18 protein-coding genes are annotated in these 22,849 nt (G+C 68.8%); 12 read left to right on the forward strand and 6 right to left on the reverse strand.

The features are described from left to right. Positions 1-52: 52 nt before the first annotated feature. Positions 53-1,180 carry a spore photoproduct lyase family protein gene (locus tag K2Y56_RS00895; protein WP_292503856.1) on the forward strand — a complete coding sequence of 376 codons (1,128 nt, stop codon included), beginning with the start codon at positions 53-55 and terminating at the stop codon, positions 1,178-1,180. Positions 1,181-1,189: 9 nt separating this feature from the next. Here K2Y56_RS00895 and K2Y56_RS00900 read toward each other — a convergent pair whose 3' ends face one another. From K2Y56_RS00900 to K2Y56_RS00915, 4 genes are read right to left on the reverse strand one after another with little or no spacing between them, the layout of a single operon-like run. Continuing rightward, a complete protein-coding gene (locus K2Y56_RS00900) occupies positions 1,190-2,269 on the reverse strand; it encodes a UV damage endonuclease UvsE (protein WP_292503858.1) in 1,080 nt (359 codons plus the stop codon). A 41-nt stretch (positions 2,270-2,310) separates the two neighbouring features. Then, complete coding sequence (gene mutL, locus K2Y56_RS00905; protein ID WP_292503861.1) at positions 2,311-4,212, reverse strand: DNA mismatch repair endonuclease MutL; 1,902 nt, start codon at positions 4,210-4,212, stop codon at positions 2,311-2,313. 60 nt (positions 4,213-4,272) lie between these two features. Further along, positions 4,273-5,091 (reverse strand): hypothetical protein, encoded by an 819-nt coding sequence (locus K2Y56_RS00910; RefSeq protein ID WP_292503864.1) that lies wholly within the window; start codon positions 5,089-5,091, stop codon positions 4,273-4,275. Continuing rightward, positions 5,088-5,534: an abscisic acid-deficient protein Aba4 family protein gene (locus K2Y56_RS00915; RefSeq protein ID WP_292503866.1), complete on the reverse strand. Its 447-nt coding sequence runs from the start codon at positions 5,532-5,534 to the stop codon at positions 5,088-5,090. The genes K2Y56_RS00910 and K2Y56_RS00915 overlap by 4 nt, the downstream gene beginning before the upstream one ends. Before the next feature lie 38 nt (positions 5,535-5,572). Between K2Y56_RS00915 and K2Y56_RS00920 the strand changes: the two genes are divergently transcribed. Both K2Y56_RS00920 and K2Y56_RS00925 read left to right on the forward strand, forming a co-directional pair. Next, on the forward strand, positions 5,573-6,187 hold the full coding sequence (locus K2Y56_RS00920; protein ID WP_292503869.1) for a TetR/AcrR family transcriptional regulator: 615 nt from the start codon (positions 5,573-5,575) through the stop codon (positions 6,185-6,187). A 199-nt stretch (positions 6,188-6,386) separates the two neighbouring features. Beyond that, positions 6,387-8,114 (forward strand): outer membrane beta-barrel protein, encoded by a 1,728-nt coding sequence (locus K2Y56_RS00925; protein ID WP_292503872.1) that lies wholly within the window; start codon positions 6,387-6,389, stop codon positions 8,112-8,114. 5 nt (positions 8,115-8,119) lie between these two features. Here K2Y56_RS00925 and K2Y56_RS00930 read toward each other — a convergent pair whose 3' ends face one another. Continuing rightward, positions 8,120-8,689: an AprI/Inh family metalloprotease inhibitor gene (locus K2Y56_RS00930; RefSeq protein ID WP_292503874.1), complete on the reverse strand. Its 570-nt coding sequence runs from the start codon at positions 8,687-8,689 to the stop codon at positions 8,120-8,122. A gap of 259 nt (positions 8,690-8,948) precedes the next feature. Between K2Y56_RS00930 and K2Y56_RS00935 the strand changes: the two genes are divergently transcribed. Further along, on the forward strand, positions 8,949-11,072 hold the full coding sequence (locus tag K2Y56_RS00935) for a TonB-dependent receptor (RefSeq protein WP_292503877.1): 2,124 nt from the start codon (positions 8,949-8,951) through the stop codon (positions 11,070-11,072). A gap of 98 nt (positions 11,073-11,170) precedes the next feature. Then, positions 11,171-11,419: a hypothetical protein gene (locus K2Y56_RS00940; RefSeq protein WP_292503880.1), complete on the forward strand. Its 249-nt coding sequence runs from the start codon at positions 11,171-11,173 to the stop codon at positions 11,417-11,419. Positions 11,420-11,485: 66 nt separating this feature from the next. On the opposite strand, the gene K2Y56_RS00945 is transcribed toward K2Y56_RS00940, so the two are convergent. After that, positions 11,486-11,860, reverse strand: a complete 375-nt coding sequence (locus tag K2Y56_RS00945) for a DUF6481 family protein (RefSeq protein ID WP_292503882.1) — start codon at positions 11,858-11,860, stop codon at positions 11,486-11,488. Positions 11,861-12,488: 628 nt separating this feature from the next. Between K2Y56_RS00945 and K2Y56_RS00950 the strand changes: the two genes are divergently transcribed. From K2Y56_RS00950 to K2Y56_RS00980, 7 genes are all read left to right on the forward strand, one after another. Then, positions 12,489-14,420, forward strand: a complete 1,932-nt coding sequence (locus tag K2Y56_RS00950) for an autotransporter assembly complex family protein (RefSeq protein WP_292503886.1) — start codon at positions 12,489-12,491, stop codon at positions 14,418-14,420. 221 nt (positions 14,421-14,641) lie between these two features. Then, positions 14,642-18,892 (forward strand): translocation/assembly module TamB domain-containing protein, encoded by a 4,251-nt coding sequence (locus K2Y56_RS00955; protein ID WP_292503923.1) that lies wholly within the window; start codon positions 14,642-14,644, stop codon positions 18,890-18,892. Positions 18,893-19,015: 123 nt separating this feature from the next. Further along, positions 19,016-19,807: a DsbA family protein gene (locus K2Y56_RS00960; protein WP_292503887.1), complete on the forward strand. Its 792-nt coding sequence runs from the start codon at positions 19,016-19,018 to the stop codon at positions 19,805-19,807. Positions 19,808-20,073: 266 nt separating this feature from the next. Beyond that, the gene (gene aroQ / locus K2Y56_RS00965; protein ID WP_292503890.1) at positions 20,074-20,529 is read left to right on the forward strand and encodes a type II 3-dehydroquinate dehydratase; all 456 of its coding nucleotides are present in this window, start codon (positions 20,074-20,076) and stop codon (positions 20,527-20,529) included. A 16-nt stretch (positions 20,530-20,545) separates the two neighbouring features. Then, the gene (gene accB / locus K2Y56_RS00970; protein WP_292503893.1) at positions 20,546-21,019 is read left to right on the forward strand and encodes an acetyl-CoA carboxylase biotin carboxyl carrier protein; all 474 of its coding nucleotides are present in this window, start codon (positions 20,546-20,548) and stop codon (positions 21,017-21,019) included. An 11-nt stretch (positions 21,020-21,030) separates the two neighbouring features. Next, positions 21,031-22,395 carry an acetyl-CoA carboxylase biotin carboxylase subunit gene (gene accC / locus K2Y56_RS00975; RefSeq protein ID WP_292503895.1) on the forward strand — a complete coding sequence of 455 codons (1,365 nt, stop codon included), beginning with the start codon at positions 21,031-21,033 and terminating at the stop codon, positions 22,393-22,395. A gap of 124 nt (positions 22,396-22,519) precedes the next feature. Further along, positions 22,520-22,810: a hypothetical protein gene (locus K2Y56_RS00980; protein ID WP_292503897.1), complete on the forward strand. Its 291-nt coding sequence runs from the start codon at positions 22,520-22,522 to the stop codon at positions 22,808-22,810. Positions 22,811-22,849: the final 39 nt, after the last annotated feature.

Below are 22,849 nucleotides of genomic sequence, written 5' to 3' on the forward strand. Positions count from 1 at the left end.
CAAGTCGACGCGCCGCATCGGAGCTTGGCGGGTCCCGCCGGCGTTGCCGGAGATGGAACTCCTCGAAATCCCGGATCGCGTCGAGGTGACCGCCCGTGAACCCTCGCTCCTGCGGAGCGGGCGGGAAAGGCTATGGCGTCCGCGCAGGGTCCTCGTGACGCCGGCGGCGCTCGACCATGCCCATGGACGCGCCATGGCTGCCAGGGCCGCAGCCCTCGGCCTACCCGTCGAGTACCTCAAGGCGAACCGGCTCACCGGCCTTGGCGGCGACGATCCCCGACGCGCCTACATCCAGGCCAAGAACACCCTGGCGATCGTGGTCGCGCCGCCCACCAAGCTGAAGCTCCAGCCGATCCCGCCGAGCGCCGATTGGCGCTTCGACCTCGCCGAGGGATGCCCGGCCCATTGCCAATACTGCTACCTCGCCGGCTCGCTCTCGGGGCCGCCGGTGACGCGCGCCTACGCCAATCTAGGCGACATCCTCGGCAATCTGGCGGCCTATCTCGGCCGGGGCGCCGTCACCTCGCGGCAGGAGGCACGGGCCGCCGAAGGTACCACCTTCGAAGCCTCCTGCTACACCGATCCCCTCGGCATCGAGCACCTGACGGGGTCGCTGAGCGCAGCGATCCGGCATTTCGGCGCCTGGGACGCCCCCGTGCAGCTGCGCGCCACGACGAAGTTCGCCGCCGTCTCGGGGCTCCTCGACCTGCCGCATAACCGGAAGACCCGCCTGCGTTTCTCGGTCAATCCCGAGTCGGCCGCTCGCTTCGAGGGCGGGACGGCGTCCTTGCGGCAGCGGCTCGAGGCGATGGGAGCGATGGCGCGCGCGGGTTATCCCGTCGGCCTCACCATCGCGCCGATCATGCCGCTGCCCGATTGGCGAGAAGCCTATGGGGCGCTGATCCGCGGGGCCGCGCAGGCCCTCGCAGGCGTTCCCGACCTCGACTTGACGGCGGAGCTCATCACCCACCGGTTCACGCCGACCTCGAAGGAGGTGCTCGAAGGCTGGTATCCTGGCTCGGACCTGCCGATGAGCGAGGCCGAGCGGACCCGGAAGCTGACGAAATTCGGCTCGGTGAAATATGTCTTCCCGCGCGAGCAGATGCAGGAGATGCGCGAGGCGATCACCGGCATGCTCGCTCGCGATCTTCCTGCCGCGCGCATCCTCTACTGGACCTAAGGCGGTCCTTCACGCCGCAACGCTCGTCCCGCCCCGCGCCAGGATCGTTTCCACCTCCCGCGCGATGCCGGCCGAGGCGAGGTTCTTCGACTTCGCCTCGATCTCGAAATCGGCCCAGTTCATGTGGCGCGCCACGAGTGCGTTCACGGCACGGTTCCACATCATGTCGGAATGGGCGGCAAGATCGCGCCAGCCATGACCGGACGAGGTCAGCACCGCGAAATCCGGCGCTGTTTCCCTGTCGTGGGCCTCAAGGACGGTTTCGCGCGAGACGCTGATATGGGCGACCGGGCGCACGCCGCGCCAGGATTCCCGCACCCGCGCCACCCGCGGATCGTCCGGCTCGATGTACTCGCCGCCGCTCTGGACCCAGTGGTGGTGAAGGTCGAGGACCACTGGAACGTGGTCGGCGAGTTCCAGCACCGTATCGAGACCGAAGACGTTCTCGTCGTTCTCGACGGTGATGAGGTTGCGCGCCGTCTCCGACAATCTGGCGAGGTTGGCGGCGAAGCCCACGGTGCCGGGCTCGCGGGCCCCGACATGGATGTTGATGTGGGCGCCGTGCGGGTGCCAGCCATCGCCGTAGCCGAGCATGGCCATCAGTTCGGCGTGGTACTCGAACTCCTCGATGCCGTTCTGCTCGGCCCGCGGGTTCTGCGAGGCGACGACGCAGAACGGCCCCGGATGCAGGCTGAGGCGCACGCCGCCCTCACGGGCAATCGCGCCGATCCGGGCCAGGCCGTCCTCGACGAGGCGGCGCAGCACCGGTTCGGCATAGATCGGCGCCGCAATCGGATGGGTGTAGCCGGGCAGGACGTTGCTCGCCATCCGCAGAAGCCGCTCGATCGGCGGCCGGGCGGCGACCCACAAGATCTGTCGTTCGAGAGCCGCGAGATTGTGTCGGACAATGCCCTCGATCTTGGCGTGGCGTGCGATGGGATCCAGCCCGGCGAGGTGAGCCATGGTCGCGTGGGTCAGGTTCATCGCCAGCGTCGCCTCGCGAGCGGCCTTGAGGGTCTTGAAGGGCTCCTCCGGCTCTTCGAGGATGAACTTGCAGCAGAAGCCAAGGCGGGGCGTGTCAGGATTCATGAGGCGATAACGCGTGGCACCGGCTTCAGGTGCGCCGCTGCTCACCGGCGCCCGAACAATCGCTCGATATCGCTGAGCTTCAATTCGACGAAGGTCGGCCGACCGTGGTTGCAGGAGCCCGAGAGGGGCGTCGCCTCCATCTCGCGCAAGATGGCGTTCATCTCCTCGGGCTTCAGCCGCCGTCCGGCGCGGACCGAGCCGTGGCAGCTCATCCGCGACAGGATCGCGTCGAGGCGCCGGCCGAGCGGGCCGCCCTCGCTGCCGTCGGAACTGCCCTCCTCGAGACCCGACTCGCCGAGTCCGTCGAGGATGTCGATGACGAGGTCGCGGATCGCGGCGCCGGAGAGGATCGAGGGGATTTCGCGCACCAGGATCGCGCCGGGACCGAAGGCCTCGATCGACAGGCCGAGCCGGTCGAGATCCGGCGCGGCATCGATCAGGCGCTCGGCATCGGAGGGCGCCATCTCGACGACCTCCGGAATCAGCAGCCCCTGCCGGGCGATGCCGCCGGCAGCGCGCTCACGCTTCAGCCGCTCGTAGACGAGGCGCTCGTGGGCCGCGTGCTGATCGACGATGACGAGGCCGTCGGCGGTCTGGGCGAGAATGTAGGTCTCGTGGATCTGGGCACGGGCGGCGCCGAGCGGCGCGTCGATGGCCTCCCTCGCCTCCTCGCCGTCACGGTCCTGGCGGAGGTCAGCGGCCGGCGGCGCTTCGTCGTGCTGGAACAGCGATTGCGCGCTCTCGCCAAAGCCGCCCGGCCGGGGGTGGGAGGCGTAGCCCGGCGGGGCCGCGAAGGACGGCATCCCCTGGGGCATCGGGCTGCCGCGGCGGCTCAGGGCGCCGGCTCCGGAATGCGCGCTCATCGCCGGGCGCGCCATCGGCCGCAGGGCCTCCAGCGTCCGCATCGCCCCCGTCGTGGCCGAGCGGGCGCCGGCCTGGCGCAGCGTCTCGTGGATGGCGCTGACGATGAGGGCGCGCACGTGGCCGGGCTCGCGGAACCGTACTTCTGTCTTCGCGGGATGGACGTTGACGTCGACGAGGCCGGGATCGCAGGCGATGGCAAGCGCCAGGACCGGGTGGCGGTCGGAGCTCATCGTATCGGCATAGGCGCCCCGGACGGCGCCGAGCAGCAGCCGGTCGCGAACCGGGCGGCCGTTGACGGTGAAATGGATGTGGGTCGCCGCGCCCCGGTGGAAGGTCGGCAGCCCGATATGGCCGTCCAGCGAGAAACCCTCGCGCCCCATCGACAGCGGCACGGAATTGGCGCCGAAATCGGCTCCCAGAACCGCCGTCAGCCGGCGAAGGGTTGCGGCCGGGCCCGGCTCCGGTTCCGCTGGGAAGATCAGCGGACTGCCGTTCTCCGAGCGCAGCGTGAATCGTATGCCGGGCTGCGCCACGGCGAGGCGGCGCAGGATGTCGGCGATGGCGCCCGCCTCGGCTCGGTCGGATTTGAGGAACTTGAGCCGGGCTGGGGTCGCCGAGAACAGGTCGGTGACCTCGATCCGGGTGCCGCGCGCCGCCGAGGCCGGCCTGACCGTTCCTTTGACTCCGGCCTCGACGACGAGGCTCGATCCGGTCTCCGCATCGCCCGTTCGCGAGGTGATGGCGAGGCGGGCCACCGCGCCGATCGAGGGGAGTGCCTCGCCGCGAAAACCGAGGAAGTCGATCCGGGTCAGGTCGCCGCCGTGGAGCTTCGAGGTGGCGTGTCGCTCGACGGCAAGAGCGAGGTCTTCGGGGTCCATGCCGGCACCGTCGTCCACGACCCGGATCAGCCGGCGCCCGCCTGCCTCGATCGCCACCTCGATGCAGCGGGCTCCCGCGTCGATAGCGTTCTCGACGAGTTCTTTCACGGCCGAGGCGGGCCGCTCGACGACTTCGCCCGCGGCGATGCGGTCGACGAGGATCGGGTCGAGGCGGCGCACGGGGCGGAGGGAGGCAAGCATCACCGGTTCAGCATAGGCGAGGTGGGCGCCGGCCGAAACCGAGCGAATCCTCGGACAGCCCTATCCGAACGGGAAAGCGAGGCCGGCGCGAGCCTGAAGTATCGCCAAAATGGACAGCCCTGCCCAGAAAAGGGCAGTTCCCACGACGAGGCTGCGCTGAAACGAAAACCGCAAAGCCTCGATGGCGAGGGCCGCGAGCGGCAGGACCTGCTCGGCATGCATCCCCAGGAAATGCCCGATCCTGAGGTCGCCACCTCCGAGATTCCATCCGAAGACCGGGAGACGCGGGCCGACGGGCCCGATCACCGTTCCGTGGTTCAGGCTTATCAGGATGCCGCCTGCGCCGCCGAACACAATGGTGATGCACAATCCCAGCACCAGAGCGAGGCGCAAAGCCGGCGGAAGGCCGGTCACCGGGTTGCCCGCGATCTCGATCGCCAGCGGGATCTTGCTCGCCAGCAGCGTCAGCGCGCCGACGCCCATCAACGCGTAGAGCAGGCCGTGGATCGGATCGCCGACATTGAAATGCGAGGCCTGACCCTGCCCCGCCTGCAGCGTGATGTAACCGAGCTCGAAACTCCCGGCGGCGACCAGCATCAGGGTCGCGACCCTCAAGGGGCGTGCCATCCTGCGCTCGGGCCGGACGTAGCCGATGAACCAGGCCGAGGTCAGGGCGAACAATCCGAACGACAGGAAGAACTTGGTCGGCTTGAGCCAGACGGGTGCGCCGCCGAACTGCCGAGCATCGACCAGGGGCAGGCAGAGGGTGACCGCACCCGCGAGCAGGCAGGCAATCCCGAAGGACGTTAGCGTCGGAGACCGTCGCCTCAGTTCGGCAACGAAACCGGTGCCCGGGGTGAGGACGAGCTCGGTGCTCACGTGAGTGCCTCGCGGTTGAGTCTCCCGGTGCTCAGCCCGACGATGAGCGCGAGGAGCAACCCCGCAGGCCCGACGAGAAAGGTCAGGGCGAGGCAGGGCAGGATGAGGAAGGGCGGCACGCCCGCCGCCAAGAATTTGCGAGCGATCCAGGTGCCGACGAAGAGATCGAAGGCGAGGTAATGGATCCATCCCGCGGTCAGGGCGTGGTCGTTCGCGAAGAGGGTGCGGACCTCCTCGATCGAGCCGAACCCTCCTCCTCCCGAGCCGAGACCGGCCGCCAGCGCGCCACAATAGGCCAGAGCGAACAATCCCGGCAGGACGAGCCCAGTGAGCGGAAAGGTCCATGGCCGCATGCGTGGCACGAAGAGCGACAGGGCGAGGACGAGCCAGGCCGCGAGCGCGATCGCATTGCATGCGGAGAACAAGGCGGGGGCTGAGACCATGGCTTGCTCGGCTCCATCTTTACACCGTATAGATCGTTATGAATAGTGATCTTGACAGTGTCAAGACGGCTCAGACCTATCACCACGGCGATCTTCGCTCGGCGCTGGTGGAGGCTGCCACGGCGACGTTGCGGGAGCGCGGCATCGACGGATTCTCGTTGCGCGAGACGGCCCGGCGGGCTGGGGTCTCCGCGGCCGCACCCCAGCACCATTTCGGGGATGCGCGCGGGCTGCTGACGGCGGTGGCCACCGAGGGGTTCCGGCTGCTCGGCGACGCCTTGGCCGAGGCCGATGAACGGTCCACGAGCCGCGACGGCCGCATCCGCAGCCAAGGTGCAGTCTATTTGAACTTCGCGCTCAAGCACCCCGGCGAGTTCGATACGATGTGGCGCTGCGCCCGCATCGACCCGACGGACGCATCCTACAGGGCCGCGTCCGAGCGCGCCTTCGGCCTCCTCGCCGCCGCGGTGGCGGATCGACCGTACTCTCCGCACGTGGCGAGCAGCGGGCCGGACCCGAGGGCGGTGGCCTGCTGGTCTCTCGTCCACGGTCTCGCCCGCCTCGCCCTCGACGGCGTGTTCGGTCCACCGGATGCCGCCGCGGCCGCGATCGACCGGATGCTAGATCCGGTCATGGATTGCCTCGTCGTGTGAGCGGCCGGGCCTGCCCGTTGACGGGCCATTAACCGTCCTCGTTGTAGCTCGATTAACCATGATCCAGCGGTGTCCGGCAGCGGGCATCCGGGGTCCCGAGCCGCCGGGCGTCACGCCCTGCAATCGCACAACCGCGACGGGTGCCGGTCCGTGGGACCAGCAACCTTGCATGAGACGAGCGGAGCCACGTCTACCGGTGATGCGCGCGCGGCCGATCCGGGATTGCCAGGCAGCGGCTGCGATCGTCCTTGCGGTCGCGCTCGTGCCTGCCGACGTCCTCGCCCAGGCGGCGACCGCCGATGCGCCGACGAATGCGAACAGCGCGGCCAGCGCGTCGAGCGACAACGCCCTGCCGACGCTGCGTGCCGGAACCGCCCCGACTCCGCCGACCCCCGGGGGAGCTTCCGCCGGTGCAGCCTCCGCCGGCGAATCCCTCGATGGCGGGTCGAGCGGCGGCGCCGGACGATCCGCCTTCGCGCGCCCCGCAAGGCCCGGTGCGGGCCGCACCGGCGGTGCCACCAGCGGCATCAACAACCGGGCCCCGAGCAACCTGCTGCGCCAGCGGGCCGCCCCGCCCCGGCGTCCGGGATCGGCGACCGTCGGCATCACCCGGCAGGTCACGCAGATTCCTCCGCCCGATTTGCGCCTATCGCCGGTGATCCAGAATCCCGTCGTCGGCGTGCCGCTGCCGACACCGCTCGCGGGGCCCACCGGGCTTCCCCTCGCCGGCCTGTCGACGCCGGGCGCGGTGCTGAATGCCGCCCTGCGCCGGCCGCTCGTGGTGGACGACGCCTACGCGCCGATCGGTCTCAGGCTCGGGACCTTCACGGTGCTGCCGTCCCTGCAACAAAGCATCGGCTACGACACCAACCCGGAGCAGATCGTCAACCGTTCCGCCAAGGGCTCCGTCGCCCTTCGCACCGAGGGCGACCTGAACTTTCGCAGCAATTGGTCCGCCCACGAGCTCGCGGGCGAGATGCGGGGTGCGTATCTCAACTATCCCGACAACCAGGACGCCAACCGCCCCAACGGGTCCGGCAACGTCCGCCTGCGTCTCGATGCCAACCGCGACACCCGCATCGATGTCGAGGGCCGTTTCCTGATCGACACCCAGCGCGCCGGAAGCCCCGATCTGACCGCCGCCGTCGCCGGGCGGCCGATCATCGCCAGCTACGGCACCACGGTGGGCGTCACTGAGACCTTCAACCGGCTCCAGGTCTCATTGCGCGGCCTGATCGACCGCTCCGAGTTCGAGGATGCGCGGCTCACCAACGGGACGGTGCTCAGCCAGGCCGACCGCAACCTCAACCAATACGGCCTGCGCCTGCGCGCGGCCTACGAGATCTCGCCGGTGATCTCGCCCTTCGTGGATGTTCTCGCCAACACACGCGTCTACGATCGGAGGATCGATTCCAACGGCATCCGCCGCGACTCGGATGGCGTCACCCTCACGGCCGGCGCGGCCTTCGCCTTGACCCGGCTCCTGTCGGGCGAGATCGGCGCAGGCTTCGAGCACCGCACCTACAGCGATCCGACCCTGCGCGACCTGACCGCGCCGGTCGTGAACGCCTCCCTCATCTGGACAGCGAGCCCGCTCACCACGGTCCGCCTCACCGCTGCCACCGGCATCATCGAGACGAGCCTGCCGGGTTCGAGCGGCGTGCGAACGCAGGTCGGGACGCTGGAGGTCCAGCACGACCTCTTCCGCAACCTCTCGCTCACGGTGGCAGGAAGCTATCTGACCAGCGACTACGACCGCCTCGCCATCAGCGAAAGCGGCTTCTCAACCACCGCCCGCCTCGACTATCGCTTCAACCGCTGGCTGACGATGCGCGGCAGCTACATCTATCAGCAGATCGACAGCTCAACGAGCGGCGCGAGCTTCAGCAGCAACACTTGGCTGCTCGGTTTGCGGGTGAATCCCTGAGCGCGTTACCGGGCGAGGGTCAGCGACGCGCCTGATTTCGACAGGGCGCCGTCGAGACCGCCGCCACCCTGGCGAAGACGCGCCGTCACGGTGCCGCCGGGCTGATAGAGGTAGACCTCGCCGTCGCGGAAATCCCAGGCACTGACCTTGGCGAGATCCTTGTTCGGGCAAGCGCTGGCCGAGGCCTTGTAGAGATCGAGCGCCGGAGCGCTCGAGAGCGAGACCTTGCAGGTCCCGCCCGTCGCATCCTTGGCGTTCCAGCTTCCGACCACCGAGGACCGGCCGCTCGCCACGACTGGCGGCGGTGCCGGAGGAACGTAGATCGGCTCCGCTACGACCGGCGGCGGCGCCGCCGCGATCACCGGAATATCGCCTGGGGCGGCGCTGGCGCCTGGCGGCGGTGCTAGTGGTTCCGAGGTCACCGGTCCCGACGGAATTGCCGGCACGGCCGGCTCGAGGGCTGCTTGGGGTCCGACGCGGCCTCGCGTCTGTCCCTCGAAACGCTGCGAGGCGCAGGCAGAAAGGCTGGCGGCGAGCGCGAGGAGGGCGGCGGTCGTCAGAAGCGGACGCGACATCGAGGAGGTTCCGGGTGGGCGCGGCGGAGTTCGCGCTGCCTCACCGGCAATTGCGCTTGCCGCAAGGCAGGGGCGGCGGCGGCGGCTTCCAAACGCACCCGACATAAGCTTTTCGAACCGGGTGTTGCGCCTTGGCCGCACTCCGGGGGATGTGGCCTGGACGACACGGAGAGTGGAACTCACGACAAGGACCGAACGCCCCTCTTGTTACATCATCACAATGCGGTAGTGAAACATTGTAACATGGCGGTGGTCGGATATGCGCAGCTCTCGTTCGGGTCGAAAATGGGGATGGGCGGTGCTGTCCGCGGCCGGTCTTGCGGACAACGCCCTCGCTCAGACAGCGGAAGCGACGCTGCCCGAACTGACGGTGAGTTCGCCGAGCCCGATCGTCAGACCTGCAAACACAGGAACCGGCATCGGTGCGGGAATACTCCCGGTGGTGACGAACACCTTCTCGCCGGTGACGGTCGTCACGCGAGATCAGATCGCCCGTGAACAGCCCCGGACACTCGGCGATGCATTGTTCGATCGGCCGGGAATCTCGTCCTCGACCTATGCGCCGGGAGCAGCCTCCCGCCCGATCATCCGCGGCCTCGACAACGCCCGCGTGCGCATCCAGGAGAACGGGGTCGGCATCGGCGACGTCTCGGAGCTCGGCGAGGATCACGCCGTACCCGTCAACCCGCTCGTCTCCGACCGGATCGAGGTGATCCGGGGGCCCGCCACCCTGCGCTACGGCTCTCAGGCGATCGGCGGCGTGGTCTCGGCGGAGAACAACCGGGTCCCGACCTTCATTCCCCGAGGCGGCGTCTCGGGGCAGGTGACGACGGGCTATTCCAGCGTCGATGAGGGCCGTCTCGGCGCCGTGAGCGTCGATGCCGGTGGCGAGGGCATCGCCGTCCACGCCGACGGCTTCAGGACGGCGACAGACAGCTACGCTACGCCGCTCGGCATCCAGCGCAACTCCGCGACGGAATCGCAGGGCGGCTCTGTCGGCATCTCGGCGATCGGGGACCGAGGCTTCCTCGGCGTGTCCTTCAGCCATTACGACGCGCTCTACCAGATCCCCGGCGGCGAGGCCGCCGAGAGCCGGACGCGGCTCGATCCACGCCAGGACCGGGTGCTCGCCCGCGGCGAGTACCGTCCGCTTGGAGGGCCCTTCGAGGCGATCCGGTTCTGGGCCGGCGGCTCGGTCTACCGCCACGACGAGCGGGGCATCGGCGAGGACGGCATCGACGGCATCCAGGCGACCTTCAAGAACCGGGAGGTGGAAGGCCGGATCGAGCTGCAGCATGTGCCCGTCTTCACGGCGCTCGGCACGCTGACCGGAGCGCTCGGCTTCCAGAGCGGGCGGCGGGTGCTCTCGACCCAAGGCGAAGCCTTCCTGCCGCCGACCGAGTCGCGCTCCGACGCGGTCTACCTGTTCGAGGAACTGGCCGTCAGCAATGGTCTGCGCTTCCAGGCGGCGGGCCGCATCGAAGGCACGCGCTCGAGCAGCACGGCAACGCAATTCCCGGCCGACTACCTCCCCGTTCCCGGCGAGGACCCGCTGCAATACGGCCTGCGCCGCCGCTTCGCCCCGAAGAGCATCAGCCTCGGCGCGCTGCAGGACCTGCCCTACGGGTTCGTAGCGAGCCTCAACGGCTCCTATGTCGAGCGCGCGCCCACCGCCTACGAACTGTTTTCACAGGGACCGCACGACGCGACAGGCACCTTCGAGATCGGCGATCCGACCCTGCGGCTGGAGCGTGCAAGGACCGTCGAGGCGAGCCTGCGCCGGGCGATCGGGCCGCTGCGCCTCGACGCGACGGGCTACTACACGCGCTACACGGGCTTCATCTACAAGCGTGAGACGGGCATCGGCTGCAACGACGACTTCGCCTCCTGCGGTGGCGGCGACGAACTCCGGCAGATCGTCTACTCGCAGGCCAACGCGACGTTCTACGGCGCCGAGATCGCCGCCCAGCTCGACGTGCTGCCCGTCGGCGACGGCTTCGCGGGGTTTGAGGCGCAGTACGATTTCGTGCGCGCCCGCTTCGACGACGGCAGCGCCGTCCCGCGCATCCCACCCCATCGCGTCGGCGGCGGCGTCTTCCTGCGCGCCGACGGCTGGTTCGCGCGGGTGAATTTGCTCCACGCCTTCGCGCAGACGGACATCGCCCCCTTCCAGACCTTCACACCGGGCTGGGACGACCTGCGCGCAGAGGTGAGCTACACCAAGCCACTCGATCCCGGCATCTATGGCGCGAGCGAAATCACGGTCGGCTTGCAGGGCCGCAACCTTCTCGACGACCAGATCCGCAACGCGGCCTCGTTCAAGAAGGACGAGATCCTGTTACCGGGGCGAAACCTGCGGCTGTTCGTGACGGCGCGGTTTTGAGGCCATCAGCGAATAACCCGCATCGGCCGGACGAAGCGTGCTATGGAGGCGTCAAGCCCGCACGCCCATCGTGCACTGGGCCATCCCAAGAGGCCTCAGTGGCAAACGCGTTCAAGAGCGGTGCGTCGCAATCGCGAAGCACCAATGATTTCAACGAGCGGGCCAAGCAGCTCTCCGAGCGGCTCGGCGCGATCGAGAAGCCGGCACAGATGAAGCGCGGGAATGCGCCTCGCCGCTCGTTCAAGTCCGGTCCCCGTCCGGAAGAAGCTTCAGTCCCCATTGAGGCTCCCGAGGCCGAGACGGAAAACGAGAACGAATCCGAGGACAAGACCGAGACCGAAGCCTGAACATGAGTGAGGCGCGCCGTCTCCGGCGCGCCTCGTGACGTCGATGCGAGGATGGGGTCGCGGCGCTCAGCGCCGCGCTTTGGCCTTGCGGGCGGCGTAGCGCGCGTCGCGTGCGGCCTTGCGGGCGATGAGCTCCGCAGCCTTCTGCTCGGCGGCGAGTCGAGCTTCTTCCTCTTCTCGCGCGATTTGGGCGGCGAGTTCCGCCTCCTCGCGTGCGCGCTTCTCTTCGGCAGCGGCCTTCTCGGCGGCGACCCGGGCGGCCTCGCGCTCGCGAGCGCGCTCCTCACGGGCTCGCGCGATGGCGGCGCGTGCCTCGGCCTTTGCGATCATCTCCGGGTCGTCCGCCGGTGGCCGGGACTTGAATTTTTCCAGCAGCATCTGCTTGGCGCTGGCGGAGTTCTTTCTACGGTCGTCGAAATTCCGATAGTCGAAGGCGCCCATATGACCTTTCTCGTCTGGGAGGTTCGCGGCTCAAAACCGCGTTTGCGAACGCGCGGCGCAGGGGCTGCGCTGTGGGAATCTTGATCGGGGAAGTGCGGGCGTACATGCCCTAATGCAGGAGCGAAATCAACGGACGGGGCAGCAATCGGGTTGCATGACCGGGGCGATCCCGAAACAGGATCGCTGCCATTTTGGCCGAGGGCTTTTCAAGTCGATCGCTTGCGGATGCGACACTCGTTCTGTGATGGAAATTTTGTCGACGAATAGCTTCGATTGCGGCGTCGGCGGACCCTCAACGAGAGAGATGGAAAGCCTCCGGTCGCGTGACAAGGCGTTCCGTCATCCCGAATTCTGCGATTGCAGCCGCAGGTCATTTCCCGTTTCCGTAGCCTCGGTCCCGAGACGGTGATTTGCCCCGGTGCAACCGAGAGGCTACCCTCCTTCAACGATCAAGAAGGAACGTTGTGGGATACGAGGGGCGACGTCGTGAGGCGCCGGGTGGGGGGCGGATGACCGAAGTTACGAAGACCGCGCAGGGTCGGCGGGATGCCGCCCTTGCGCTGGCTGCGGGACGCCGTCGCTGCCCTTGATCAGGCTTGTGAGGTTTTCTCGTCTCGGAACGGCGCGCGTGCTGCTGTGCCTCGCGCTGGCATGGTCAGCCGCGTCTCCTGCCGCCGCCTTCGACCTCTTCGGTCTGTTCGGCTCCGAAGAGGCGCCGCCGGCGCCGAGCCGGGACGCCCTGCCCTATTCGGTCAAGTTCCAGGGTGTCGAGGAGGATGACGTCCTCCAGGCCCTCAAGGACACGTCGTCGCTTCACCGCCTGAGACAGGAGGCGCCCCCCGACGGCGAGGGCGTGGTCCGAAGGGCCGAGGCAGACCTGCGGCGCCTCCCCGCCGTCCTTTCCGGCTATGGCTACTACCAGGGCCGGGTCACCATCATCGTCGACGGCGTGACGCTCGGCGGCGAATCCTCGACAGCCGCGGCGTCCCGCACCGCCGAGGCAGCCCGCGGGCGAAGCCTCGTGCCGGTCAAGGTCGTCGTGGAGGCTGGCCCGCTCTACAGGCTGCGCTCGATCACGGTTCGCGATCCCCGCGGCGCCCCGATCGCCACGGAGGTGCTGCCCCGCCGCTTCACCGAAGTCGAGGAAGGGGTGCCCGCCCGCTCCGCCACGGTGCTGGCGAAGGAAGCCGGGATCGTCGACCGCTTCCGCGCCCTCGGGCATCCCTTCGTCAAGCCTGTCGGGCGCGATCCGGTCGTCGACGATGCCGCCCATGTGATGGACGTGACCATCACCGTCGATCCAGGCCCGATCGCAGGCCTCGGCGAAGTCGCCGTCAGGGGAACCAGCGGCATCGACCCGGCGGTGGTACGCTCCTTCATCTATGCCGAGCCCGGCGATCCCTACTCGCCCCAGGCGCTGGCCGACATCCGCAAGTCGGTCTCCCGCGTCGAGGGACTCGGCTCGGTGCGCGTTCGCGAGGGCGAGGCACTCGACGCCAACGGCAACCTTCCAATCTTCGTCGACGTGACCGAGCGCGACCGCAATCTCATCGGCGTCGCGGCCCGCTACTCCACTGTCGATGGCCCCGGAATCAGGGGCTACTACGCGAACCGCAACCTCTTCGGCGGCGGCGAGACCCTGCGCATCGACGCGGACGTCTCCTATCTCGGCAACGACCTCTATGCGCGGCAGCGCAAGCTCGCCGGCATCGATTCGAACGGCCTTGGGAGCCGCCTCTCGGCGACCTTCGTGAAGCCGGCGCTCTGGGGTACGCGCAACGACCTCATCGCCAATCTCTTCGTCGGCCGCGAGGCGCAGCAGAGCTACGTCACCGATGCGGTCGGCGGTACGATCGGCGTTCGGCACCGCTTCTCGGACACCTTCTTCGCGCAGGTCGGCATCGACGGTCAGGCGGGGCGCTCGCAGGATGCCCTCGGCAAGCTCGACTACCGCCTCGTCGGCATCCCGGTCTCGCTGGGCTACGATTCCACCGACAATCCGCTCGATCCGACCAAGGGCGTCAGGCTCACTGCCTCGGCGACGCCCTATGCGGGTTTCCTCGGCTCCGACCCCTCGATCTTCGTCGCGAAAGCCCAGGGCTCGACCTACTACGCCTTCGACGAGGCCGGTCGCTACATCGTTGCCGGGCGCGTCGGTTTCGGTTCGATCTCGGGAGCGAACCTTGCGGAGGTGCCGCCGAACATCCGCTTCTTCGCGGGTGGCGGCGGCTCGGTGCGCGGCTTCGCCTACCGGACGCTCGGCCCACGCGGCCCGTTCAATCTGCCCGTCGGCGGCCTGAGCCTGCTCGAAGCGTCCATCGAGGGCCGCATCAAGGTCACCGACACCATCGGCATCGTGCCGTTCTTCGATGCCGGCACAGCCTTCTCGGGCAGCCTGCCGGATTTCAAAGAGCGCATCCGCTACGCGGCGGGCCTGGGCCTTCGCTACTATACCGGCATCGGCCCGATCCGCGTCGACGTCGCCTTCCCGCTCGACCGCATCAAGGGCAACAACGAGCGCCCGGTCACCCTCTACATCAGCTTGGGGCAGGCGTTCTGATGGGGATTTTTGGGTGGCTATTCGATCGGTCGAAGCTGGCTGACGACGTCGACCCTCCCCCCTCTGCGGGGGAGGGTGCCTTGCGGAGCAAGGCGGGAGAGGGGAACGCGACCTCTCCGGATAGTTCAGTGCTCCCCTCTCCCGACCCACTGCGTGGGCCACCCTCCCCCGCAGAGGGAGGAGGGATTTGGCGCGCGGCCCTCCTCCTCTTTCTTGTTTTCATTCCCCTTACCTTCACCCATGCCTCCGAAGCCGAGAAATCCGTCCTCGGCGGTCTCCTCTCGAAGGCGCTCTCGACACCGGGCTCGCAGGTCTCGATCGGTGCGGTGGACGGTGCCCTGTCGTCGGACGCCACCATCCGCGACGTGGCGATCAGCGACCGCGACGGGGTCTGGCTGAAGCTCGACAAGGCGCGGCTGGTCTGGCGGCGCCTGGCGCTCCTGTCGGGGCGGCTCGACGTCGAGACCCTGGAGATCGGCCGACTGGAGGTTTTGCGAAGGCCCCTCCCTGCCCCTGTTTCGGCGACGCCGGAGCCCGATGGCTCGCTCCTTCCGGATCTGCCCGTGAAGGTCGAGATCAAGGGCTTCAAGCTCGCCGAGCTCGTCCTCGGCGAGTCCCTTGCGGGCCAGCCCGCGCGCCTTTCCGCCACCGGCAGGGCCAAGCTCGGGCCTCCTGCAGAAGGGCTCGACCTCGACATCGTGGTGAACCGCCTCGACGCGGCCTGGCAGTTCGCCGCCCGCCTGCTGTTCGTGCCGAAGGGCGAGCGCCTCGACCTCAAGACGACGCTCACCGAACCTGCCGGCGGCCTCCTCTCGAAGACATCCGGCCTGCCCGGCGCTCCACCGATCGCCCTCGATCTCGACGGGCGCGGCACCCTCGATGCCTGGAACGCGCGCCTCGATCTCGATGCCGACCCGTCGCTCAACGCCAAGGGCTCGGCACGGATCGTGAGGGTCGGATCGGAGCGCCGCCTCGGTCTCGACCTCGCCACCCGCATCGACGGGCTGCTGCCCGGACCCGCGGCGGCCATCTTCGCCGGCGAGACCCGACTCGATGGAGCGATCCGCTTCGCGGATGGCGGTGCCCTCGCCATCGACCGGCTCGACCTCGCCTCGCGCACGGCCCGCCTCGCGGTTGATGGAACCCTGAGCGCGAACCGCGTCGCCGATATCTCCGTCTCCGCCCGGGCCCTGCCCACCGAGGGCGGGATCACCAAGGCGGCCGATGCCGAACTCGACAACCTGAACTTCGAGGGAAGCGTGAAGGGCCCCCTCGCCGGCCCGACCGTGAAGGGCGTCCTGAAGGCAGCCGGGCTGCGGGCGCAGGGCAGCGCGCTTCGCCGCGTCGAGGCCAATCTCGACCTTGCGCCGCTCCCGGCCGACCCGAAAGGCAGCCGCTTCACCCTGGCGGCCGATGCAAAGGTCGAGGGTCTCTCCCTCGCCGACCCGGCCCTGCGCCGCGCCATCGGCTCGGAGGCCGCCCTGCGGCTGCGCGCCACCGTGGAGGCTGATGCCTCGCTCAATGTCGAGACACTCGCCATCGACGCGCCGACGCTCCGCGCTTCCTATGCCGGCCGGATCGGCCAGAACGTCCTGACCGGCGCCGTGGAGGCGAACCTCGCCGACCTCTCGGCCTTCTCCGGCCTGGCGCAGCGCCCCCTCGCCGGCAGCCTCACCGCCAAGGCGTTGCTGAGCGGCGACCCGGCACGTCGCGCGGTGAGCGCCGATCTCCACATATCCACCCGGGCGCTGGCCCTCGGCATCGCGCCGCTCGACCGCGTGCTCGGATCGTCCCCGACCCTGCGGGGCCGCGCCTTCCAGGTCTATGACGGCTACGGGTTCGAGAACCTGCGCCTTGCCGGCGCCCATCTCGCCGCATCGCTCGACGGCCGCGCCACGGCCCGCCTTGCCGACATTCGCGGCAAGGCCGATCTTGCAAGCCTCGGCGAACTCGATTCCCGCCTGTCCGGGCGCGCCGGCATCGACGGCCGGCTCTCCGGCTCCCTCGACCGCCCGGACGTGACTGCGACGTTCTCGGCGCCGAGCGCCACCGCCCTCGGCCGCCCCGTCCGGTCGTTGCGCGTCGAGGCCGCCGCGAAGGACGTCACCGGCAATCTCGACGGGTCCGTGCGCATCCTCGGCGAGATCGCCGGGAAGACCCTCGGGGGCGACGCGCAGGTCCGGCGGCAGGGCCCCGACTGGAGGCTCGACCGTTTCGCCTTCAACCTCGGTTCGGTTCGGGCCGACGGAAGGGGCGCCGTCGAGGCATCGACTGGATTGGCGGAGGGCGCGCTCACTTTCGCCGGATCGAACCTCGACGACGTCTCGCCGCTGGCGCTGACGTCCCTTGGTGGTAGCCTCGACGCAAGTATCATCCTGTCGCGTGAGGGCGGCCGCCAGGGCGCGACGGTGAAGGCTCAGGGCTCCTCTCTGCGGGTCGGCGAGATCGGGCTGTCTCAGCTCGATGCCGACCTGTCAGGCCAGGATCTGCGCGCGCACCCGATCCTTGCCGGGCGCGTGAATGCCGACCGCGTCGTCGTGGCGGGTCAATCGATCGACACGTTGCGCCTGACCGCGACCGGCACCCCGGCGGCGAGCGACGTCGTGCTCACCGCCAAGGCCCGCGGCTTCGACCTCGACGGTGCCGCCCGCCTCGTTCCGGCCGAGAAGACCCGGATCGAACTCCAGCGCTTCGCCGTCCTGCGCGGGGCGGATCGCGTGACCCTCGCCGGGCCCTCGACAATCACGCTCGATCGCGGCTCCGTGCTGATCGACAACCTCGTCGTCTCGGCTGGCGCGGGCCGAATCAACCTCGCCGGCCGGGCCGGCTCGAGCCTCGACCTGACCGTCGGCATCCGCGCGCTGCCTCTGTCACTCGCCCGCATGGCGGTTCCGAGCCTTGCTCTGAACGGCACCCTCGAGGGTGATGCGACCCTCAAAGGTTCGGCCTCACGTCCCGAGGGGCGATACGAGTTCGCCCTGGTTCGTCTCGTCACTCCGGAGACCAGGAAAGCCGGCCTGCCGCCGATCGACGCGACGGCGCGCGGTACCTTCGCCGACGGACGGGCCAATGTGGAGGGCCGTATTTCTGCCGGACGCGGCGCCGAGCTCACCCTCAAGGGCTCCCTTCCGGTCGAGAGCGGGGGCGTCCTAGCGCTCAAGGCCAAGGGCAACTTCGAAGTGGCGCTGGCCAACAGCCTGCTCAGCGCGGGCGGGCAGCGCATCGGAGGCCGCCTCGCCGTCGACGCAGGCATCGGCGGCACCCTGGCTGCGCCGCGCGCCGAGGGCGCCGCCATCCTCACCGGCGGCAGCTTCACCGATCCGCTCCAGGGCATTCGCTTCACCGGGATCGAAGGCAGGGTCACCGGACGCGGCGATACCTTGGTGGTGGAACGCCTGACCGCCCAGGCCCGCAATGGCGGCGTGCTCAGAGCCCAGGGCCGCGTCGCTCTCGAACCCGAGGCCGGCTTTCCCGGCTCGCTGACCCTCACGGCCGATCGGGCGGAGCTCGTCTCGTCGCCCATCGTGACGGCGACGGCCAGCCTCAATCTCGCCCTCAGCGGGCCACTGGCGCGCACGCCCAAGGTGAGCGGGCGCATCGACCTCGCTTCCGTCGACGTCTCGGTGCCTGACCGGCTGCCCGCCACGGTGCAGCCTCTTCCCGGCATTCGCCACGTCAACGCGACGCCCGAGATCCGCCGCCGGCTCACCGCCACGACGCGCCGCTCCGACGCGTCCCGCCGCAAGGGGAAGGCGGCCCCGCCTTTCGATGCGAGCCTCGACGTCACGGTGAGCGCCGTGAACCGCATCTTCGTGCTCGGCCGTGGCATCGATGCGGAACTCGGCGGCGAGCTGCGCCTGACCGGCTCGTCACGCGATCCGGTGGCGATCGGCGGTTTTGAAATGCGACGCGGTCGTCTCAGCATCGTCGGGCAGCGCCTCGATTTCACCCGTGGGCGCCTCGCCTTCGGCGGCGAGCTCGCCGCGCCGGACCTCGATTTCCTGGCCGAGACCAATGCGGCCGACGTTACGGCGCGGGTGGCGGTGACCGGGCCGGCCAATCGCCCGGCCTTCGACATCACCTCGACGCCGACCCTGCCGCAGGACGAGGTGCTCTCGCGCCTCCTGTTCAAGAAGGCGTCGGGCGGCCTTTCGCCGTTCCAGGCGTTGCAGCTCGCGCAGGCGGTGGCTCAGTTCTCCGGCAATGCCGGCGGCCCGGACGCGTTCGAGCAGGCCCGTAAAGGCCTGGGCCTCGACAGCCTCGACGTCTCGACCGGGGCCAGCGGCGGCCCCGCCCTTGGGGCTTCGCGCTACATCGACGAGCGCCTGAGCGTCGGGGTGAAGGCCGGCGCAAAGCCTGCCGACACGGCGGTAACCATCGATTACGACGTCACCCGCCGGATCAAGCTCCAGGGAGAGGCCGGAAGCGACGGCCGCACCGCGGTCGGCGTCGGTGCGGAATGGGAATATTGATCAGGGCCGACCATCGCCGGCCGTAGAATTTGACCGAGCGCCGCGAAAACGCCTAACCCCGACTATATCGACGCCACCGTGAGCGAAGGCTCGATGCCGCCGCGAGACGAAAGCCGAGGATCCATGACGCTGCCCCGCATTCTCATCGCTGCCCTCGCCGTCGCGGCTCCCTTTGCGTCCCTGTCCGTGGCCTTCGCCCAGACGACTCCTCAGGCTGCACCGACCGTCTTCAACGACGCGCAGCGCCAGGCGATCGAGGCGATCATCAAGGACTACCTCGTCAAGAACCCCGACGTGCTTCAGGAGGCGATCGCGGAGGGCGAGCGCCGCGCCCAGGAGACCCAGAAGCTCGCCCAGGGCGCCGCGCTGAAGGAGTCGCGCGAGGCGCTGCTCAACTCGCCCCACGGCGTGGTCGCCGGCAACCCCTCGGGCGACGTCACCCTCGTCGAGTTCTTCGATTACAATTGCGGCTATTGCCGCAAGGCGCTCACCGACGTCCAGGCGCTGATCAAGGCCGATCCAAAGCTGCGAGTCGTCCTCAAGGATTTCCCCGTCCTCGGCGCCGAGTCGCTGGAGGCCAGCAAGTACTCGCTCGCCGCCAAGCAGCAGCTCAAGGGCGAGAAGGTCTTCGAATTCCACGTGAAGCTCCTGGAGAGCAAGGGCCGCGTCAACGCCGAGAAGGCGATCGCGGTGGCCAAGGAGATGGGCCTCGACCTCGGCCGGCTCGCCAAGGATGCGCAGGGCGCCGAGGTCAAGGCGGCGCTCGCGGAGAATGTCGGGCTCGGCGACAAGCTCGGCCTGTCGGGCACCCCGGCCTTCATCATCGGCGACGAGATCATCCCCGGTGCCGTCGGGGTCGACCCGATCCGCAAGACCATCGCCGATGTGCGCCAGTGCGGCCACGCCAGCTGCTGAGGGAGGGGAGCCGCCTTGTTGCTAGGCGGTCTGATCCTCTAAACGTCTGTTCAATTGGTGAAAGACAACGACCCGTCCCAGTAGCTTCCTCATCCTGAGGTGCCCCTTGCCCGGCAAGGGGCCTCGAAGGAGCCCTCCAGAAGTCTCCGCGATCACTGGAGGCCTCCTTCGAGGCCGCTACGTGGCGCCTCAGGATAAAGTAAAGGGTTGGAGCGGCGAGGAAAACACGCTTTAAGAATCCCGAACGCGGCGCCAAGAACCCGGACATGATCCCGATCCACGTCCTCAACGGACCGAACCTCAACCTGCTCGGCACGCGCGAGCCGGGGATCTATGGCCGTGCTACTCTAGGCGATATCGAGCGCGACCTGCGCTCGCAGGCCCAAGGGCTCGGCGTCACCCTCGATTTCCACCAGACCAATCACGAGGGCGAACTCGTCGGTCTGATCCAGGACGCCGGCGCGGCCGGCGCTGGCGTGCTGATCAACGCCGCCGCCTACACCCACACCTCGGTCGCCCTGCGCGACGCGATCTCCGGCAGCGGCGTCGTCGCGGTCGAGGTCCATCTCTCAAACGTCCATGCGCGCGAAGCCTTCCGGCACGTCTCCCTCATCGCCCCGGTCTGCGCCGGCGTGATCTGCGGGTTCGGGCCGGACAGTTACGCCCTCGGCCTCGCCGCCCTGGCGCAGCTTCTGCGCGCCGCCCCTGCCTCTCACGACTGAGCCCAAGACCCGTCCGATGTCCAAGAACGACCCTTTCGATCCCGAGCTCGTGCGCGTGCTCGCCAAACTCGTCACCGAGACCGACCTCACCGAGATCGAGATCGAGAAGGGCGACCTGCGTATTCGCGTCGTGCGCCGGATCGAGCCGATGCAGGTCCAGGTGGCCGCCCCGGTGGCCGCATTGGCGCCTCCGCCGGCGATCCAGGCTCCGGTGGCGGGCCCTGGCGTGGAGCGCAGCAAGGCGAGTGCCGCGCATCCGGGCGCTCTGCCTTCCCCGATGGTGGGCACCGCCTACCGTCGCCCGTCCCCCGATGCCAAGAGCTTCGTCGATGTCGGCTCCGTCGTGGCGGCCGGCGAGAAGCTTCTGCTCATCGAGGCAATGAAGACCTTCAACGAGATCGTCGCGCCGCGCGCCGGCACCGTGACGGCGATCTTCGTCGAGGACGGCCAGCCGGTGGAGTTCGGCGAGCCCCTTCTCGTGATCGAGTGACGGGCACCCCCATGTTCGAGAAGATCCTGATCGCCAACCGGGGCGAGATCGCCCTGCGGATCCTGCGCGCGGCGAAGGAACTCGGCATCGCCACCGTCGCCGTGCATTCGACCGCCGACGCCGACGCGATGCATGTGCGTCTCGCCGATGAGAGCGTCTGCATCGGGCCGCCTTCGGCCCGCGAGAGCTATCTCAACATCCCGTCGATCATCGCCGCCTGCGAGATCACCGGGGCCGATGCGGTCCATCCGGGCTACGGCTTCCTCTCCGAGAACGCCCGGTTCGCCGAGGTTCTTGCCCATCACAGCATCGGCTTCATCGGCCCCAAGGCCGAGCATATCCGTATCATGGGCGACAAGATCGAGGCCAAGCGCACTGCCAAGCGTCTCGGCATTCCCTGCGTGCCGGGCTCCGAGGGCGGCATCACCGAGACCGAGGAGGCGCTGAAGGTCGCCGCCGAGATCGGCTATCCTGTCCTCGTCAAGGCAGCCTCTGGCGGCGGCGGTCGCGGCATGAAGGTGGCGCGATCTGAAGGCGAGCTCGAGGAAGCCCTGAACCTCGCCCGCACCGAGGCCAAGGCGGCTTTCGGCGATGACGCGGTCTATCTCGAGAAATACTTGACCAAGCCCCGCCATATCGAGGTCCAGGTGCTCGGGGACGGGCGCGGCAATGCCGTGCATCTCGCCGAGCGCGATTGTTCGCTGCAGCGGCGCCACCAGAAGGTCTGGGAAGAAGGCGGCTCGCCGGTGATCGACGAGGCGACCCGAGCAGAGATCGGCGGCGTCTGCGCCAAGGCGATGCAGGACCTCGGTTATCTCGGGGCCGGGACGGTGGAATTCCTCTACGAGGACGGGCGGTTCTACTTCATCGAGATGAACACCCGCATCCAGGTCGAGCATCCGGTCACCGAGATGATCACCGGCATCGACCTCGTCAACGAGCAGATCCGCGTGGCGGCGGGGCTGCCGCTCTCCGTCACTCAGGACGACATCAAGGTCTCGGGCCACGCCATCGAGTGCCGGATCAACGCCGAGCACCCCTCGACCTTCCGGCCCTCGCCTGGGCTGATCACCTATTTCCACCCGCCTGGCGGCCTTGGAGTCCGGGTCGATTCCGCAGTGTTCCAGGGCTACCGCATCCCCCCGAACTACGATTCGCTGATCGGCAAGCTCATCGTTCACGGCCGCACCCGCGACGAGTGTCTGGCCCGCCTGCGCCGGGCGCTCGACGAGTTCGTGGTCGACGGCGTCGACACCACGCTGCCGCTGTTCCGCACACTTGTGCGCAACCCCGAGGTTCGAGCGGGAGCCTACGACATCCACTGGCTCGAAGGCTTCCTGGAAGGCGGTGGCCTCGCTGCAGGAGAGCCGGCCTAGGATCCGCCGTAGCCTGTGGAGTTTAACGTGGGCTAGGGAACGGCAGGGGATCGGAGCCGTTGTTGCGGCAACGTCGGCGCGAAGGGAGGCCTCTTCGCATTCCGCCTTACCGAAGGGTTTCCTCATGCGTTTCACCACCTCGATCGTCGCCGCACTGGTCCTGGCGGCGGCGCCAGCTCTCGCTCAGTCGCCGTCGGGCAATGTCGGCCAGCCGGAGCGTGCCGTGCCGCAGGCCGGCAACACCACCAGTGGCCCGATCGACAATCCCTCGACCCGGGGCATGTCCCCTAATCCCGGCCCCACGATGGGACCCGCCGGTACCGGCAGCGTCGAGTCGGCCAAGGGCGGCAACGCCGACCAGAACAACAAGCCGGTCGGCAACACTGGCAACACTTCCGGCGGCCCTGCCCGTTAAGGACGTCCAGTCCGTTCTGATTGCTGAAAAGCCGGCGCC

The organism is Methylobacterium sp., assembly GCF_019745455.1.
Taxonomy (GTDB): Bacteria; Pseudomonadota; Alphaproteobacteria; order Rhizobiales; family Beijerinckiaceae; genus Methylobacterium.